The sequence below is a fragment of the Streptomyces sp. HP-A2021 genome (assembly GCF_022807935.1).
GTDB lineage: Bacteria > Actinomycetota > Actinomycetes > Streptomycetales > Streptomycetaceae > Streptomyces > Streptomyces afghaniensis.
Window position 1 is genome coordinate 3,576,534 of record NZ_CP094344.1, and the last position, 16,049, is coordinate 3,592,582.

Consider the following 16,049-nt stretch of genomic DNA (forward strand, 5'->3'; position numbering starts at 1 on the left):
ACCCTCAAGGTGGACCCCTTATGACTGGACTTCCGAAACGCCGGATTAATGTCCCACTTTCAACTAGACGTTGAACCGGAACTCCACGACGTCCCCGTCCTGCATCACATAGTCCTTGCCCTCCATGCGGGCCTTGCCCTTCGCGCGGGCCTCCGCCACCGAGCCCGACTCCACCAGGTCGTCGAAGGAGATGACCTCCGCCTTGATGAAGCCCTTCTGGAAGTCGGTGTGGATGACGCCGGCGGCCTCGGGGGCCGTGGCGCCCTTCTTGATGGTCCAGGCGCGGGATTCCTTGGGGCCGGCCGTCAGGTAGGTCTGGAGGCCGAGCGTGCGGAAGCCGACGTGGGCCAGCGTCGCGAGGCCGGGTTCCTCCTGGCCGACGGACTGGAGGAGTTCGAGGGCCTCGTCCTCGTCGAGCTCGGCGAGGTCCGCCTCCAGCTTGGCGTTGAGGAAGATCGCCTCGGCGGGGGCGACCAGGGCGCGCTGCTCGTTCTTGAAGTCCTCGTCGACCAGCTCGTCCTCGTCGACGTTGAAGACGTAGAGGAAGGGCTTCGTCGTGAGCAGGTGCAGGTCGTGGAGGAGCTCGTTGCGCTCGCTGCCCTGGACGATGCCGTGCGCGAAGAGCGTGTCGCCCTTCTCCAGGATCTCCTTGGCCTCCTCGACCGCCTTGACCTTGGGCTGGATGTCCTTCTTGATCCGCGACTCCTTCTGGAGACGCGGCAGCACCTTCTCGACCGTCTGCAGGTCCGCGAGGATCAGCTCGGTGTTGATCGTCTCGATGTCGTCCTTGGGCGAGATCCTGCCGTCGACGTGCACGACGTTCTCGTCCTTGAAGGCACGGATGACCTGGCAGATCGCGTCGGACTCGCGGATGTTCGCGAGGAACTTGTTGCCCAGGCCCTCGCCCTCGGACGCGCCGCGGACGATGCCCGCGATGTCGACGAAGTCGACCGTGGCCGGGAGGATCCGCTCCGACTTGAAGATCTCGGCCAGCTTGCCGAGCCGCGGGTCGGGGACGCCGACGACGCCGACGTTGGGCTCGATCGTGGCGAACGGGTAGTTGGCCGCCAGCACGTCGTTCTTGGTCAGGGCGTTGAACAGGGTCGACTTGCCGACATTCGGCAGACCGACGATTCCGATCGTGAGCGACACGTTGCGACTTCCCGTGAGTGGAGAGGGCAGGGGGCCAGGGGACCGGCCGATCCACCAGTCTACGGCGTACCCGGAACCGTCCCGGCGACGTATCGAACGCTTGGCCAAGCCTCGTTCCACGGCGTGTCTGAAGGCCTATTCGGCATATTGAACGACCTAAGTTGGTGCGGTGGAGCAATACAGGACGCGACCTGCCCAGTACGGACCGCGACACGACCGGCCGAGATCGTCCCTGCCGCCGCAGGCGGGACGAGGAGCGGGCGGCGGGGCGGTGCGAGCGGTCCGGCAGCCTGGACCACAGCGCCGTCCCACGTCGGTACGGCGACCCGCGCCCGCGCCGGCACCCGCCGCGACGAGGTTGCCCAACCCCCGGCTGACCGGGCTGGGCAGCGGGTTGTTCTGCGCGCTGGTGATGTTCCTGCTCGGCCTGGTCTGCGCCGTGCTGTTCGGGGCGTCGCTGACGGCGTACGGGGTGTTGTTCCTGCCGGTGTGCGTGCTCACTGCCGTCTGGGTACGCCGCGGGGATCTGATGACCGCGCCCGTCGTCGTGCCGATCGCCTTCGCCGTGGGGCTGCTGCCGGTGGCGGACGGCGACGGTGGGACCGGCGGCAGGCTGATGGGGCTGGTGACGGCGCTCGCGACGCAGGCCGGGTGGCTGTACGGCGGCACGCTCGTCGCCGGGCTGATCGTGATCGTCAGGCGCGTCCGGCTGGTGCACCGCCGACGGGCGGCGGGCGTGGCGCGCCCGCCGACGTGACAGCCGAGGCGCGCCCGCCGGCGTGACAGCCGAGGCGGGTCCGCCAGCGTGACAGCCAGGACGCGTCCGCCAGGTGCGACCGCCAGGACCCGCCCGCCGGGGTGCCGGCAAAGACACGTCCGCCGGGCGTATCAGCCAGATCCGCCCGCCGACGTGACAGCCAGGGCGCGCCAGGTGCGACCGCCGGGACCCGCCCGCCTGTGTGACCGCCGGGTGCCGGCCAAGACACGTCAGCCCGGTGTGACAGCCAGAGCCGCCCGCCGGTATGACCGCCGGGACCGCCCGCTCTAGTGTCCCGCCGCCCGCATCGCCGCCCCCACGATCCCCGCGTTGTTCTGCAACTGGGCCGGGACGATCTCCGCCTTGATGCCCTCGATGTGCGGCAGGAACTTGTGTGACTTGCGGCTGACACCGCCGCCGATGATGAACAGCTCCGGCGAGAACAGCATCTCGACGTGGGCGAGGTACTTGCGCACGCGGTGCACCGCCCAGTGCTCCCACGTCATGTCGTGGTCCTCCCGGGCCTTGCTGGAGGCCCGCTTCTCCGCGTCGTGCCCGTCGAGCTCCAGGTGGCCCAGCTCGGTGTTGGGGACCAGGACGCCGTCGACGAAGACCGCGCTGCCGATGCCCGTGCCGAACGTGAGCACGATCACCGTGCCCCGGCGGCCGCGGCCGGCGCCGAAGTGCATCTCGGCGACGCCCGCCGCGTCCGCGTCGTTCACCACCGTCACCGGCAGCCCGCCCAGCCGCTCGCCGAGCAGCACGCGCGCGTCGGTGTCGATCCAGCTGTCGTCGACGTTCGCCGCTGTCCGGATCGTCGCCCCGTCGGTGACCACACCCGGGAACGTGACCCCGACCGGGCCCGTCCAGCCGAAGTGGTCGACGACGTGCTTGACGCCGCCGGCCACCCCGTCGGGCGTGGCCGGCTGCGGGGTGAGGACCTTGTGGCGCTCCTGCGCCAGGTCGCCCTTGTCCAGGTCCACCGGGGCACCCTTGATCCCGGAACCGCCGATGTCCACGCCGAAGATCTGCATGGCCCTACGTTACGACGGGGGACGGACAGTCACCGGCCGGATCGCGAACCCCGCCCGGCGACTCCCCGATCACTACCCGATCACTCCCCGGAATCCTCACCGGTTCCGGCGCCGCGGCGCTCGGCGGCCAGCGCCGCGGCCTCTTCGCGCAGGTCGCGGCGCAGCTCCTTGGGCAGCGAGAAGGTGATGGACTCCTCGGCCGCCTTGACGATCTCCACGTCCTCGAAGCCGCGCTGGGAGAGCCACTCCAGGACCTGCTCGACCAGGACCTCCGGGACGGAGGCACCCGAGGTGACGCCGACCGTGGAGACACCCTCCAGCCAGGCCTCGTCGATCTCGTCGGCGAAGTCCACGAGGTACGCCTCGCGAGCTCCGGCGATCTTGGCGACCTCCACGAGCCGCTTGGAGTTGGAGGAGTTGCGGGAGCCGACCACGATCACCAGGTCCGACTCGGCGCCCATCTGCTTCACGGCCAGCTGGCGGTTCTGCGTGGCGTAGCAGATGTCGTCGCTGGGCGGCGAGATGAGCTGCGGGAACTTCTCCTTCAGGGCGTCGACGGTCTCCATGGTCTCGTCGACGGACAGCGTGGTCTGGGAGAGCCACACGACCTTGGACGGGTCGCGGACCTCGACCTTCTGCACATCGCCCGGGCCGTCGACGAGCTGGATGTGGTCGGGGGCCTCGCCGGAGGTGCCGATGACCTCCTCGTGGCCCTCGTGGCCGATCAGGAGGATGTCGTAGTCCTCGCCCGCGAAGCGGACGGCTTCCTTGTGGACCTTGGTGACCAGCGGGCAGGTGGCGTCGATGGTGGCGAGGCGGCCGCGCTCGGCCTCCTCGTGGACGACGGGGGCCACGCCGTGCGCCGAGAACATGACGATGTTCCCCGGGGGCACCTCCTCCGTCTGCTCGACGAAGATCGCGCCCTTCCTCTCCAGGGTCTGCACGACGTACTTGTTGTGGACGATCTCGTGCCGGACGTAGACCGGAGCGCCGTACTGCTCCAGCGCTTTCTCGACGGCGATCACGGCGCGGTCCACACCCGCGCAGTAGCCACGGGGGGCGGCGAGCAGGACACGGCGGCCAGGCGAAGCAGACATGCGTCCCATCGTAAGGCCGCGTTCGGCGGGTCGAAGATCGCATCCGTGTGGAGTCCCCGGGAAGACTGACGGGGCGCGATGTGAGTGACGGAGGCGAAGGCGTCGGGCCCCGCGTCGCCGGGCGGATGGGCCGCGTTGTCGGCGGCGGCCACTACTCTCGCGGACATGGCTGTGAACACGTCTCCGGAATCCCCGCTCCCCGTCGGTGAGGTGTCGCGGCTCATCGGGGGGTGGATCGACCGGCTCGGGGCGGTGTGGGTCGAGGGGCAGATCACGCAGTTGTCGCGGCGGCCGGGTGCCGGTGTGGTGTTCCTGACGCTGCGGGACCCCTCGTACGACATCTCGGTCAGCGTCACCTGCTACCGGCAGGTGTTCGACGCCGTCGCGGACGTGGTGAGCGAGGGCGCCCGGGTCGTCGTCCTCGCGAAGCCCGAGTGGTACGCCCCGCGGGGGCAGCTGTCGCTGCGGGCGGCCGAGATAAGGCCCGTCGGCGTCGGTGAGCTGCTGGCGCGCCTGGAGCAGCTGAAGAAGGCCCTCACGCGCGAGGGCCTGTTCGCGCCGGAGCGCAAGAAGCCGCTGCCGTTCCTGCCGCAGCTCGTCGGGCTGGTCTGCGGACGGGCCTCGGCCGCCGAGCGGGACGTGCTGGAGAACGCCCGGCACCGCTGGCCGGCCGTGCGCTTCGAGGTGCGCAACGTCGCCGTGCAGGGCGTGCACGCCGTACCGCAGGTCGTGCAGGCCGTGAAGGAACTCGACGCGATCGAGGACGTGGACGTGATCATCGTCGCGCGCGGTGGCGGCAGCGTGGAGGACCTGCTGCCGTTCTCCGACGAGCAGCTGATCCGGACGGTGGCCGAGTGCCGTACGCCCGTGGTGTCCGCGATCGGGCACGAGCCCGACAACCCACTCCTCGACCACGTCGCCGACCTGCGCGCCTCCACCCCGACCGACGCCGCGAAGAAGGTCGTGCCGGACGTCGGCGAGGAGTACGAGCGGGTGCGGCTGCTGCGGGACCGGGCGCGGCGGTGCGTGGCGGCGCTGGTGGAGCGGGAGGAGCGCGGGCTGGCCCACGCGCTGGCACGGCCGTCGATAGAGGACCCGCACCGGATGATCGACGAGCGCGCCGACCACGTGGCGGACCTGCTCGACCGGGGCCGGCGCTGTCTGCGGCACCAGCTCGACCGGGCCGACTCGGAGCTGACGCACACGCACGCACGCGTGGTGGCCCTCTCCCCCGCCGCGACCCTGAAGCGCGGGTACGCCGTCCTCCAGAAGGCGGACGGGCACGCGGTCCGCGACCCCGGCGAGGTGGCGGCCGGCGAGGCCCTGCGCGCGCGGGTCTCCGAGGGTGAGTTCTCCGTACGAGTGGACACATAGGGTGGGTGGATGACCAGCGAGGTTGATGAGACACCGGGCATGACCGAGGCGCTCGGGTACGAGCAGGCGCGGGACGAGCTGATCGAGGTCGTCCGCCGCCTGGAGGCGGGCGGTACGACGCTGGAGGAGTCCCTCGCGCTCTGGGAGCGCGGCGAGGAGCTGGCCAAGGTGTGCCGGCGCTGGCTGGACGGGGCGCGGGCGCGGCTGGACGCGGCGCTGGCGGAGGAGACCGCGGACGAGGCGGACGCGGAGTAGCACGGGCCGTTCACTGTGAGGTGAGACACGACGCCCCAGAGTTGGTTGAACGTTGAACTTCACTCGCGTACGGTCGGAGACATCAGACGTACCCGCTCGAGAAGGTCCAAAGGTTCATCCATGTCTCTCGCCCTTGACCCCGCCGCGCAGGACCTGCTGTTCCGCGAGGCCCGCACCGCCAACACCTTCACCGACGAGCCGGTGACCGACGAGCAGGTGCAGGCGATCTACGACCTGGTCAAGTACGGCCCGACCGCCTTCAACCAGACCCCGCTGCGCATCACCCTGGTCCGCTCCCCCGAGGCCCGCGAGCGCCTGGTGCGGCACATGGCCGAGGGCAACCAGCCCAAGACCGCCGCCGCCCCGCTGGTCGCGATCCTCTCCGCGGACAACGAGTTCCACGAGGAGCTGCCGCACCTGTTCCCGGCCATGCCGCAGGTGAAGGACCTCTTCTTCGCCGAGCGCCCGGTCCGTGAGAACGCCGCCACGCTGAACGCCGCCCTCCAGGCCGCGTACTTCATCGTCGGCGTCCGCGCCGCCGGTCTCGCCGCCGGCCCGATGACCGGCTTCGACTTCGAGGGCGTGCGCAAGGAGTTCCTGGACGACGACCACACCCCGCTGATGGTCGTCAACATCGGCCGTCCGGGCCCGGACGCCTGGTACCCGCGCTCCCCGCGCCTGGAGTTCGACCAGGTCGTCACGACCGTCTGAGCCACGGACACGAGGAAGGCCCCCGGCAACCGTGCCGGGGGCCTTCCTCGTGCGCTCACTCCGTCTTCAGCGCGTCCGCCATCTTCGTCAGCTGCGCGAACGACGCGGTGCCCGTCACGACCGTCGTCGAGCCCTTGGTGCCCTCCAGCACCAGCGCGTCGTACCGGCCACCCTCGTAGCGGGTCCAGGTCCGGCCGTCGATCTTCTCGGTCTTCCCGGTCTCGCGCGCGCCCTGGGTCGCCTCGTCGAGGAAGACGGGGCGCCGCTGAGTGGACTGCTCGACGGCCACGTACTCCCCCTCGGGGTCGTGGAAGCCGAGGTGCCAGGCGTCGAACTCGTCGCCCTGGAAACGGACGGAGGTGGCCTTCCACGCGTCGGGCAGGCCCTGCGGCGCGGCGATGGGGTACGAGGCGGCACGGCGTGCCGTGAGCAGCTCGACCCGGTAGTCGACGCGCTTGACGTCGGGCGCGCTGTCGTCGTGCGGGATGAAGAGGTATATGACGCCCGCCACGAGGACGATGACTCCCATGGAGAGGATCATGTCCCGCGCCGTCTTCTGCTTGCCGTTCGTGCCTGCCACGCCCCTATCGTCGCAGGTCTCCAGCGCGCTCATCCGTGGGGGCCCCTGCTCATTTTGCGGTCTCGGCGATAGAGTCGGGCAACAACACCCTCATCCGGCCGTCGTCGTACAGAAAGGTGCGCTCCGATGACCGAGCATCATCACTTGCCGTCCGAACTCGATGTGCCCTCCGAGGCCCCCGACCGCAACCTCGCCCTGGAACTGGTCCGGGTCACCGAGGCAGCGGCGATGGCCGCGGGCCGTTGGGTCGGACGGGGTGACAAGAACGGCGCCGACGGTGCCGCGGTGCGTGCCATGCGGACCCTCGTCTCCACCGTCTCGATGAACGGCGTCGTCGTCATCGGCGAGGGCGAGAAGGACGAAGCCCCGATGCTGTTCAACGGGGAGCGCGTGGGCGACGGGACGGGTCCCGAGTGCGACATCGCCGTCGACCCGATCGACGGCACCACGCTGACCGCGAAGGGCATGACGAACGCGATCGCGGTGCTGGCCGCCGCCGAGCGCGGGTCCATGTTCGACCCGTCCGCCGTCTTCTACATGGACAAGCTCGTCACCGGGCCCGAGGCGGCCGACTTCGTCGACATCAACGCGCCGGTGTCGGTGAACATCCGCCGGGTCGCCAAGGCCAAGCGGTCCGCGCCCGAGGACGTGACGGTGGTGATCCTGGACCGGCCGCGGCACGAGGGCATCATCAAGGAGATCCGGGACACCGGCGCGCGCATCAAGCTGATCTCCGACGGCGATGTGGCCGGCTCCATCCTGGCGCTGCGCGAGGGCACGGGCGTCGACCTGCTGCTCGGCATCGGCGGTACGCCCGAGGGCATCATCTCGGCCTGTGCGGTGAAGTGCCTGGGCGGCACGATCCAGGGCAAGCTGTGGCCGAAGGACGACGAGGAGCGGCAGCGGGCGATCGACGCGGGTCATGATCTCGACCGGGTGCTGATGACGGAGGACCTGGTCACCGGGGAGAACGTCTTCTTCGTGGCGACCGGCATCACCGACGGGGAGCTGCTGCGGGGCGTGCGGTACCGGGCCGAGACCGCCACGACCGACTCGATCGTGATGCGGTCGCGGTCGGGGACGGTGCGCAGGATCGATTCGGAGCACCGGCTGAGCAAGCTCCGGGCGTACAGCGCGATCGACTTCGACAAGGGGAAGTAGCGCGCACAGGGGTGGGGCTCGGGCAGCCCACCCCACGACGAAAGGGCGCCCCCGGTGCGGTGGGGGCGCCCTCTTCGTCGTGCGTGTCGGTCAGCCGGCCGCGGCTATGGTGCTCGCCGAGCGGGCCGCCTTCTTCAGCTCCAGGTCCCGGCGGCGGCGTCGGGCCAGGACCACGCGGCGTTCGGCGGCGGTGAGGCCGCCCCAGACGCCGTAGGGCTCGGGCTGGAGCAGGGCGTGCTCGCGGCATTCGACCATCACCGGACAGCGGGCGCAGACCCGCTTCGCCGCCTCCTCCCGGGAGAGCCGGGCGGCGGTCGGCTCCTTGGAGGGGGCGAAGAACAGGCCCGCCTCGTCACGCCGGCACACCGCCTCGGTGTGCCACGGGGCGTCTTGGTCCCTGTCTCGCGCAGGCACCCGCGGGGCCGGAACGGCAGCTACCAGGGACGAATGCGGCGGTTGCAGCACGGTCTACTCCTGACGACGGCTTCGCGAGCGAGAGACGATGCAGCAAGGCCTACCCGCTGTGCGCGCGCCTATGCACTGAGTTCCGAAGCGCTGGTTTCGCCCCCGTTTTCGGGTTCCGTCGGGTGGCGTCACCGGTGGACCGATTTGCGCCGCACCCCGACGAATTCGCGACTGTCAATGGTTCAGGTGTTTGCGCAAACTCTTGTCGACCTTGCGCTGCACCCGGTCGAGGATGTCCGCGACGACCTTGCCGCGCCGGGGCCGCGCCTCGACGCTGCCCAGGACGGCCCAGCCGTCGACGTAGACGATCGGGGCCTCCGGGTCTCCCGAGTCGAGCGTGTCCACCTCGAAGCTGCCGAGCACGCCGCCGCCCATACCGCGCAGCGACACGTTCTCCGGGACGCGGATCTCGACGCTACCGAAGACCGAGAACGCCTTGATCATGACCTGCTGGTGGTCGAAGAGCGCCTCGCTCAGGTCTATCTCGACACTGCCGAAGATCGAGTACGCATGGATACGGCGGCCCGTGCGCCAGCGGCCCTTGCGGACGGCGCTGCTGAAGATCGCGACGACGTTGTCGTCCGGGTCGATCGGAAAGGCGCCGGCCGTGGGGCGGTACGGAGCCGGAGCCGGCGAGGGGCCGGGACCCTGGCGGTGGGCGGCTGGCAGATCCCGTATGAAGACGTCCAGTTCGCCGACCGTCTTGGCGCGCAGCACCCCCTCGACGCGCTCGGCGTGCTCGTCCGCGGTGAGACGGCCCTCGGCGAGGGCGTCGCGCAGGATGTCGGCGATGCGGTCGCGCTCGGCGTCGGAGGCACGGAGCTCGGAGACGGCGGGCGCGGTCTGCTTCTGAAGGTCCACGGCAGCAGCGTACCGAAACACGATAGATCGCGACACCCCCCGCGACGGCCTCTGTGTCGCGGCCGAGTGTGACGAACTGAGCCTTACCTCACGGGCTCAGCGCCGGAGGCAGGTTCTAGGCTGTTGGCGCTCGCCAAAGGAGGCGGGCCGCCGTCTGCCGAGTGAGGAATGGGCTGAGATGCCTGAGTTCGCGTACACCGATCTGCTTCCCCAAGGGGAGGACACCACGCCGTACCGGCTGGTGACCTCCGAGGGCGTCTCCACGGTCGAGGGGCCGGACGGGCGGACCTTCCTCAAGGTGGAGCCGGAGGCGCTGCGCAAGCTCGCCGAGGAGGCCATCCACGACATCCAGCACTACCTGCGCCCGGCCCACCTCGCGCAGCTGCGCCGCATCATCGACGACCCCGAGGCGTCGGGCAACGACAAGTTCGTGGCGCTGGACCTGCTGAAGAACGCGAACATCGCGGCGGCGGGCGTCCTGCCGATGTGCCAGGACACGGGCACGGCGATCGTGATGGGCAAGCGCGGCCAGGACGTGCTGACCGCGGGCCGTGACGAGGAGGCCCTGTCCCGGGGCATCTACGACGCGTACCAGAACCTCAACCTGCGCTACTCGCAGATGGCTCCGCTCACCATGTGGGAGGAGAAGAACACCGGTTCCAACCTGCCCGCGCAGATCGAGCTGTACGCGACCGACGGCGGCGCCTACAAGTTCCTGTTCATGGCGAAGGGCGGCGGCTCCGCCAACAAGTCGTTCCTGTACCAGGAGACGAAGGCCGTCCTGAACGAGGCCTCCATGATGAAGTTCCTGGAGGAGAAGATCCGCTCGCTGGGTACGGCGGCCTGCCCGCCCTACCACCTGGCCATCGTCGTCGGCGGTACGAGCGCCGAGTACGCGCTGAAGACCGCGAAGTACGCCTCCGCGCACTACCTGGACGAGATCCCGGCGGAGGGGTCGGCGCTCGGGCACGGCTTCCGGGACGAGGAGCTGGAGCAGAAGGTCTTCGAGCTGACGCAGAAGATCGGGATCGGGGCGCAGTTCGGCGGCAAGTACTTCTGCCACGACGTGCGCGTGGTCCGCCTGCCCCGGCACGGCGCCTCGTGCCCCGTCGCCATCGCCGTGTCCTGCTCCGCGGACCGTCAGGCCGTCGCGAAGATCACGGCCGAGGGCGTCTTCCTGGAGCAGCTGGAGACGGACCCGGCGCGGTTCCTGCCGGAGACCACGGACGAGCACCTGGACGAAGCCGGCGACGTCGTCAAGATCGACCTCAACCAGCCGATGGACACGATCCTGGCCGAGCTGACGAAGTACCCGGTCAAGACCCGCCTCTCCCTCACCGGCCCCCTCGTGGTCGCCCGCGACATCGCGCACGCCAAGATCAAGGAGCGCCTGGACGCGGGCGAGGAGATGCCGCAGTACCTGAAGGACCACCCGGTGTACTACGCGGGTCCGGCCAAGACGCCCGAGGGCTACGCGTCGGGCTCCTTCGGCCCGACCACGGCCGGCCGGATGGACAGCTACGTCGAGCAGTTCCAGGCGGCGGGCGGCTCCAAGGTGATGCTGGCCAAGGGCAACCGCAGCAAGCAGGTCACCGACGCCTGCAACGCCCACGGCGGCTTCTACCTGGGCTCCATCGGCGGCCCGGCGGCCCGGCTCGCCCAGGACTGCATCAAGAAGGTCGAGGTCGTCGAGTACGAGGAACTCGGCATGGAGGCCGTCTGGAAGATCGAGGTCGAGGACTTCCCGGCGTTCATCGTCGTCGACGACAAGGGCAACGACTTCTTCCAGGACCCGGCCCCGGCGCCGACGTTCACGTCCATTCCGGTACGGGGTCCCGGACTCGCCTGAGAACGGCGGTGACGGTTCGCCTCCACGGGGAACAGTGGTCGGGTCGCGGACGCTGTGACACGTGGAGGTGATCGTCGATGACCGACGAGCAGGACAGGACCGAGTACCGCACCGAGCACGACTCGATGGGCGAGGTGCGGGTGCCCGCCCACGCCAAGTGGCGGGCCCAGACCCAGCGGGCGGTGGAGAACTTCCCCGTCTCCGGGCAGCGCATCGAACGCGCGCACATCGAGGCGCTGGCCCGGATCAAGGGGGCGGCGGCCAAGGTCAACGCCGAGCTGGGAGTCCTGGACAAGGACGTCGCCGACGCGATCCAGGAGGCCGCCGGTGAGGTCGCCGAAGGGAAGTGGGACGCGCACTTCCCCGTCGACGTGTTCCAGACCGGGTCCGGGACCTCGTCCAACATGAACACCAACGAGGTCATCGCGACCCTCGCGACCGAGCGGCTCGGCAGGAGCGTTCACCCCAACGACCACGTCAACGCCTCCCAGTCGTCCAACGACGTGTTCCCGTCGTCGATCCACATCGCCGCCACCGCGGCCGTCACCCGTGATCTGATCCCCGCCCTGGACCATCTCGCCGCCTCCCTGGAGCGCAAGGCCGAGGAGTTCTCCGATGTCGTGAAGTCGGGGCGGACCCATCTCATGGACGCCACGCCCGTGACGCTGGGGCAGGAGTTCGGCGGGTACGCCGCCCAGGTGCGGTACGGGATCGAGCGGCTTCAGGCGTCCCTCCCCCGGCTCGCCGAACTGCCCCTCGGCGGTACGGCCGTCGGCACCGGCATCAACACCCCGCCCGGTTTCTCCGCCGCCGTGATCGAGGAGGTCGGCAGGACCACCGGGCTGCCCCTCACCGAGGCCCGGAACCACTTCGAGGCGCAGGGCGCCCGGGACGGCATCGTCGAGACCAGCGGGCAGCTGCGGACCATCGCGGTCGGGCTGACGAAGATCGCCAACGACCTGCGGTGGATGTCCTCGGGGCCGCGCACCGGCCTCGCCGAGATCGCCCTGCCCGACCTCCAGCCCGGATCCTCGATCATGCCGGGCAAGGTGAATCCGGTCATTCCGGAGGCCGTGCTGATGGTCGCCGCACAGGTCGTGGGCAACGACGCCACCGTCGCCACCGCCGGTGCCGCCGGGAACTTCGAGCTCAACGTCATGCTGCCCGTCATCGCGAAGAACGTGCTGGAGTCCGTGCGGCTGCTGGCCAACGCCACGCGGCTGCTCGCCGACCGGACCGTCGACGGCATCACCGCCGACCGCGAGCGGGCGCGGGAGTACGCCGAGTCCTCCCCGTCCGTCGTCACGCCGCTCAACAAGTACATCGGCTACGAGGAGGCCGCGAAGGTCGCCAAGAAGGCGCTGGCCGAGCGGAAGACCATCCGTCAGGTCGTGCTGGACAGCGGGTACGTGGAGCGCGGGGACCTGACCCCGGAGCAGCTCGACGAGGCGCTGGATGTCCTGCGGATGACACACCCGTGACGGTTGGCCGCCCTGGTGCGCCCGGCGCGTGAACCGTGACACGCGCCGCAGCGTCGTATGCCCAGGGCACCTAATATCTGTGCATGGCAGACGGTGGAGCGGTGAGACGCGTGGAAACGGGTGGTGCGGCAGGCTTCTGGGAGCCCGGGAGCGAGATCCTGTGGCGGTACCGGGAGAACGGCGGCGCGCGTTTCCACATCGCGCGTCCGGTCACCGTCGTACGGGACGACGCGGAGCTGCTCGCCGTGTGGCTGGCGCCCGGCACGGAGTGCATCAGGCCCGTGCTCGCCGACGGCACCCCGGTGCACCTGGAGCCGCTGGAGTCCCGCTACACCAAGCCGCGGACCGTGCAGCGCGACCGCTGGTTCGGCACGGGTGTGCTGAAGCTGGCGCGGCCGGCCGAGCCCTGGTCGGTGTGGCTGTTCTGGGAGCCGGGCTGGCGGTTCAAGAACTGGTACGTGAACCTGGAGGAGCCGCTGGCCCGTTGGGAGGGCGGTGTGGACTCCGTCGACCACTTCCTGGACATCTCCGTGCACCCGGACCGCAGTTGGCACTGGCGTGACGAGGACGAGTTCGCCCAGGCTCTGGGGGACGGGCTGATGGACGATCAGCAGGCCGAGAGGGTACGGGAGGCCGGGCGGGCCGCCGTGGAGGTGATCCGCGCCTGGGGACCGCCCTTCTCGGATGGCTGGCAGCACTGGCGCCCGGATCCGTCCTGGACGGTACCGTCACTGCCGGAGGACTGGGACCGTACACCCGCGCATGTGTCCTCATGAGACCCTTGATGCGCCCCCGGGCAAGAAACGTAGGATCGTCCTCCGCAAGGGCGCGCGGCGGCAACTGACGGAGCACGCGCTGGGCTTGACCGATCGTCACCGAGGGGCGGCAGGACGTGAGCGAGGGGTACGAGGGCAACACCGGCAGGGCCTGCGGCCCTCAGGGCCGCAGACGGCCCGCCGGTGGCACAGGAACAACCTCTGACCACGCGGGAATTCCGTTCCTGGGGCACGTATTCCGGGTATCGGAGTTTCGGCGGGACCACCTGCACCTCTGGCGTGCAGCCCCGGACGGATGGATGCGACACGCGTGACGGAGCAGCCGACCTCCTTCGAACGCCCGCAGCCGGGCGCCGACCCCGCGGACCCCCGCGGGGCGTTCGTGCATACCTCGACACCGGTGCGTGGGCCCGGCGCGGGCGCCTTACCGGTACAGGGCCGCTGCGGCGGCGACGTCACCGCTCCGCTCACGACGGCGCACACCACGCCGGGCACGTCGGAGCCGGGCACCTCCACGCCGTTCGGCAAGGGCAAGGACACCGTGAGCGACCCCGCCTCCGAGCACTCCCAGCCGGGTACCGAGCAGACCGCCGAGCGCGACACCCCTCGGCCGCGGCCCGCCCCCGAGGGCATTCCGGTCCAGCCGGCCGACGAACAGGACCGCCCGGCGCCCGGCCCCGACGGACAGGAGCGCCGCAGCGGCCAGAGCCTGCCGCCCGGACGGCCCACGCCGATGCGGCGGGACGGCGACCGGCTGCGCTTCGTGGGCGCCGCCACCCGGCGGATCGCCCGCGGCATCGATCTCGACGAGATCGTGATGGGGCTGTGCCGGGCCACCGTGCCCACCTTCTCCGACGCGATCCTGGTCTATCTGCGCGACCCGCTACCCGTCGGCGACGAGCGGCCCACCGGCCCGCTGGTGCTGCGGCTGCGCCGCACCGACCGGATACCGGCCGAGCGCGACACGGAGAACGGCTTCCTGCCGGCCGCGCAGCCCGAGCCGAACGAACTCGACACGGTCGGCGCCGAGCTGTGCGAGGTACGGCCCGGCAGCGCGCTCGCCGAGGTGCTGCGGGGCGTGCGCCCGGTGTTCACGGACGCTCCCGCGGCGCGCGCGGCGCTGCCCGAACTGCTCGGGGAGGGCGGCGAGTTCGCCGTGCCGGACGGGCAGCGGGCGATCCTCGCGCCGCTGCGCGGCCGGCGCCGGGTCATCGGTGCCGCCCTGTTCCTGCGCCGTCCCGAACGCATCGCCTTCGAGCCGGACGACCTGCTGGTGGCCGCCCAGCTCGCCACGCACAGCGCCCTGGGCATCGACAAGGCCGTCCTGTACGGCCGCGAGGCCTACATCGCGGACGAGCTCCAGCGCACCATGCTGCCCGAGACGCTGCCCCGCCCCACGGGCGTGCGGCTCGCCTCCCGTTACCTGCCGGCCGCGGAGACCGCCCGGGTCGGCGGCGACTGGTACGACGCCATCCCGCTGCCCGGCAGCCGGGTCGCCCTGGTCGTCGGCGACGTCATGGGCCACTCCATGACGTCGGCCGCCATCATGGGCCAGCTGCGCACCACCGCCCAGACCCTCGCCGGCCTCGACCTGCCGCCGCAGGAGGTCCTGCACCACCTCGACGAACAAGCCCAGCGCCTGGGCGTGGACCGCATGGCGACCTGCCTCTACGCGGTCTACGACCCGGTGTCGCACCGCATCACCATCGCCAACGCCGGCCATCCGCCGCCCGTCCTGCTCCACCTGGGCGGCCGTGCCGAGGTGCTGCGCGTCCCGGCCGGTGCCCCCATCGGGGTCGGCGGCGTCGACTTCGAGGCCGTGGAGCTGGACGCGCCCGCCGGCGCGACCCTGCTGCTGTACACCGACGGTCTGGTCGAGTCCCGGCTGCGGGACGTGTGGACCGGCATCGAGCAGCTGCGGGAGAAGCTCGCCGCGACCGCGCAGCTCACCGGGCCGGACCATCCGCCGCCCCTGGAAGCGCTGTGCGACGAGGTGCTCGACATGCTCGGCCCGGGCGACCGGGACGACGACATCGCGCTGCTCGCCGCCCGCTTCGACGGCATCGCCCCCAGCGATGTGGCGTACTGGTTCCTGGAGCCGGAGGACGCCGCCCCCGGCCGGGCCCGCCGCCTGGCCCGGCGCGCGTTGCAGCGCTGGGGCCTGGAGGAGCTCAGCGACTCGGTGGAGCTGCTGGTCAGCGAGGTCGTGACGAACGCCGTGCGGTACGCGTCCCGGCCGGTCACGCTCCGGCTGCTCCGGACGGATGTCCTGCGCTGCGAAGTGGGCGACGACGTCCCTCAGCTGCCGCGCCTGCGGCAGGCGCGCGCCACGGACGAGGGCGGACGCGGGCTGTACCTCGTGAACCGGCTGGCCCGGCGCTGGGGCGCGACCCGGCTCAGCACGGGCAAGGTCGTCTGGTTCGAGCTCAACCGCAACTGAGACGCCGCAGAACGAGCCGAAGGGCGCCCGGTGTCCACCGGGCGCCCTTCGCCGTG

General features: G+C 70.8%; 15 protein-coding genes. 9 read left to right on the plus strand and 6 right to left on the minus strand.

The genetic code is table 11. The features are described from left to right. Nucleotides 1-63: 63 nt before the first annotated feature. On the minus strand, nucleotides 64-1,152 hold the full coding sequence (gene ychF, locus MQE23_RS16080) for a redox-regulated ATPase YchF (protein WP_243379456.1): 1,089 nt from the start codon (nucleotides 1,150-1,152) through the stop codon (nucleotides 64-66). 169 nt (nucleotides 1,153-1,321) lie between these two features. On the opposite strand from ychF, the gene MQE23_RS16085 reads away from it, so the two are divergent. Beyond that, on the plus strand, nucleotides 1,322-1,909 hold the full coding sequence (locus MQE23_RS16085; RefSeq protein WP_063610774.1) for a DUF6542 domain-containing protein: 588 nt from the start codon (nucleotides 1,322-1,324) through the stop codon (nucleotides 1,907-1,909). A gap of 287 nt (nucleotides 1,910-2,196) precedes the next feature. Here MQE23_RS16085 and ppgK read toward each other — a convergent pair whose 3' ends face one another. Together ppgK and MQE23_RS16095 are read right to left on the minus strand one after the other, a co-directional pair. Beyond that, nucleotides 2,197-2,943: a polyphosphate--glucose phosphotransferase gene (gene ppgK / locus MQE23_RS16090; protein WP_243379457.1), complete on the minus strand. Its 747-nt coding sequence runs from the start codon at nucleotides 2,941-2,943 to the stop codon at nucleotides 2,197-2,199. A gap of 80 nt (nucleotides 2,944-3,023) precedes the next feature. After that, nucleotides 3,024-4,049: a 4-hydroxy-3-methylbut-2-enyl diphosphate reductase gene (locus MQE23_RS16095; protein WP_082320039.1), complete on the minus strand. Its 1,026-nt coding sequence runs from the start codon at nucleotides 4,047-4,049 to the stop codon at nucleotides 3,024-3,026. 156 nt (nucleotides 4,050-4,205) lie between these two features. On the opposite strand from MQE23_RS16095, the gene xseA reads away from it, so the two are divergent. The 3 genes from xseA (at nucleotide 4,206) to MQE23_RS16110 (ending at nucleotide 6,380) form a co-directional block, all read left to right on the plus strand. Beyond that, the gene (gene xseA / locus MQE23_RS16100) at nucleotides 4,206-5,414 is read left to right on the plus strand and encodes an exodeoxyribonuclease VII large subunit (protein ID WP_037672267.1); all 1,209 of its coding nucleotides are present in this window, start codon (nucleotides 4,206-4,208) and stop codon (nucleotides 5,412-5,414) included. A gap of 9 nt (nucleotides 5,415-5,423) precedes the next feature. Then, nucleotides 5,424-5,669, plus strand: coding sequence for an exodeoxyribonuclease VII small subunit (locus tag MQE23_RS16105; protein WP_020275876.1), 246 nt, complete (start codon nucleotides 5,424-5,426; stop codon nucleotides 5,667-5,669). 120 nt (nucleotides 5,670-5,789) lie between these two features. Continuing rightward, nucleotides 5,790-6,380: a malonic semialdehyde reductase gene (locus tag MQE23_RS16110; protein ID WP_020275875.1), complete on the plus strand. Its 591-nt coding sequence runs from the start codon at nucleotides 5,790-5,792 to the stop codon at nucleotides 6,378-6,380. A 55-nt stretch (nucleotides 6,381-6,435) separates the two neighbouring features. On the opposite strand, the gene MQE23_RS16115 is transcribed toward MQE23_RS16110, so the two are convergent. Beyond that, nucleotides 6,436-6,960, minus strand: a complete 525-nt coding sequence (locus tag MQE23_RS16115; RefSeq protein ID WP_020275874.1) for a DUF4245 domain-containing protein — start codon at nucleotides 6,958-6,960, stop codon at nucleotides 6,436-6,438. 126 nt (nucleotides 6,961-7,086) lie between these two features. On the opposite strand from MQE23_RS16115, the gene glpX reads away from it, so the two are divergent. Then, nucleotides 7,087-8,121, plus strand: a complete 1,035-nt coding sequence (gene glpX, locus MQE23_RS16120; RefSeq protein WP_020275873.1) for a class II fructose-bisphosphatase — start codon at nucleotides 7,087-7,089, stop codon at nucleotides 8,119-8,121. Nucleotides 8,122-8,211: 90 nt separating this feature from the next. On the opposite strand, the gene MQE23_RS16125 is transcribed toward glpX, so the two are convergent. Both MQE23_RS16125 and MQE23_RS16130 read right to left on the minus strand, forming a co-directional pair. Continuing rightward, nucleotides 8,212-8,586, minus strand: a complete 375-nt coding sequence (locus MQE23_RS16125) for a WhiB family transcriptional regulator (protein ID WP_078945338.1) — start codon at nucleotides 8,584-8,586, stop codon at nucleotides 8,212-8,214. A gap of 174 nt (nucleotides 8,587-8,760) precedes the next feature. Next, nucleotides 8,761-9,447: a DUF1707 domain-containing protein gene (locus tag MQE23_RS16130; protein ID WP_020275871.1), complete on the minus strand. Its 687-nt coding sequence runs from the start codon at nucleotides 9,445-9,447 to the stop codon at nucleotides 8,761-8,763. Nucleotides 9,448-9,625: 178 nt separating this feature from the next. On the opposite strand from MQE23_RS16130, the gene MQE23_RS16135 reads away from it, so the two are divergent. The 4 genes from MQE23_RS16135 to MQE23_RS16150 all read left to right on the plus strand — a co-directional run bounded on the left by MQE23_RS16135 (nucleotide 9,626) and on the right by MQE23_RS16150 (nucleotide 15,993). Beyond that, a complete protein-coding gene (locus MQE23_RS16135) occupies nucleotides 9,626-11,296 on the plus strand; it encodes a fumarate hydratase (RefSeq protein WP_020275870.1) in 1,671 nt (556 codons plus the stop codon). A gap of 77 nt (nucleotides 11,297-11,373) precedes the next feature. Then, nucleotides 11,374-12,777: a class II fumarate hydratase gene (locus MQE23_RS16140; protein WP_020275869.1), complete on the plus strand. Its 1,404-nt coding sequence runs from the start codon at nucleotides 11,374-11,376 to the stop codon at nucleotides 12,775-12,777. Between the two features lie 83 nt (nucleotides 12,778-12,860). After that, nucleotides 12,861-13,553, plus strand: coding sequence for a DUF402 domain-containing protein (locus MQE23_RS16145; RefSeq protein ID WP_037672265.1), 693 nt, complete (start codon nucleotides 12,861-12,863; stop codon nucleotides 13,551-13,553). Between the two features lie 295 nt (nucleotides 13,554-13,848). Then, nucleotides 13,849-15,993 (plus strand): SpoIIE family protein phosphatase, encoded by a 2,145-nt coding sequence (locus tag MQE23_RS16150; RefSeq protein ID WP_037673045.1) that lies wholly within the window; start codon nucleotides 13,849-13,851, stop codon nucleotides 15,991-15,993. Nucleotides 15,994-16,049: the final 56 nt, after the last annotated feature.

Bases quoted from the DNA above. Each gene is read 5' to 3' on its own strand.
- MQE23_RS16110 (WP_020275875.1), top strand. From the start codon at position 5,790: ATGTCTCTCGCCCTTGACCCCGCCGCGCAGGACCTGCTGTTCCGCGAG.
- glpX (WP_020275873.1), top strand. From the start codon at position 7,087: ATGACCGAGCATCATCACTTGCCGTCCGAACTCGATGTGCCCTCCGAG.
- xseA (WP_037672267.1), top strand. From the start codon at position 4,206: ATGGCTGTGAACACGTCTCCGGAATCCCCGCTCCCCGTCGGTGAGGTG.
- MQE23_RS16140 (WP_020275869.1), top strand. From the start codon at position 11,374: ATGACCGACGAGCAGGACAGGACCGAGTACCGCACCGAGCACGACTCG.
- MQE23_RS16150 (WP_037673045.1), top strand. From the start codon at position 13,849: ATGGATGCGACACGCGTGACGGAGCAGCCGACCTCCTTCGAACGCCCG.
- MQE23_RS16145 (WP_037672265.1), top strand. From the start codon at position 12,861: ATGGCAGACGGTGGAGCGGTGAGACGCGTGGAAACGGGTGGTGCGGCA.
- MQE23_RS16095 (WP_082320039.1), bottom strand. From the start codon at position 4,049: ATGGGACGCATGTCTGCTTCGCCTGGCCGCCGTGTCCTGCTCGCCGCC.
- MQE23_RS16135 (WP_020275870.1), top strand. From the start codon at position 9,626: ATGCCTGAGTTCGCGTACACCGATCTGCTTCCCCAAGGGGAGGACACC.
- ppgK (WP_243379457.1), bottom strand. From the start codon at position 2,943: ATGCAGATCTTCGGCGTGGACATCGGCGGTTCCGGGATCAAGGGTGCC.
- MQE23_RS16105 (WP_020275876.1), top strand. From the start codon at position 5,424: ATGACCAGCGAGGTTGATGAGACACCGGGCATGACCGAGGCGCTCGGG.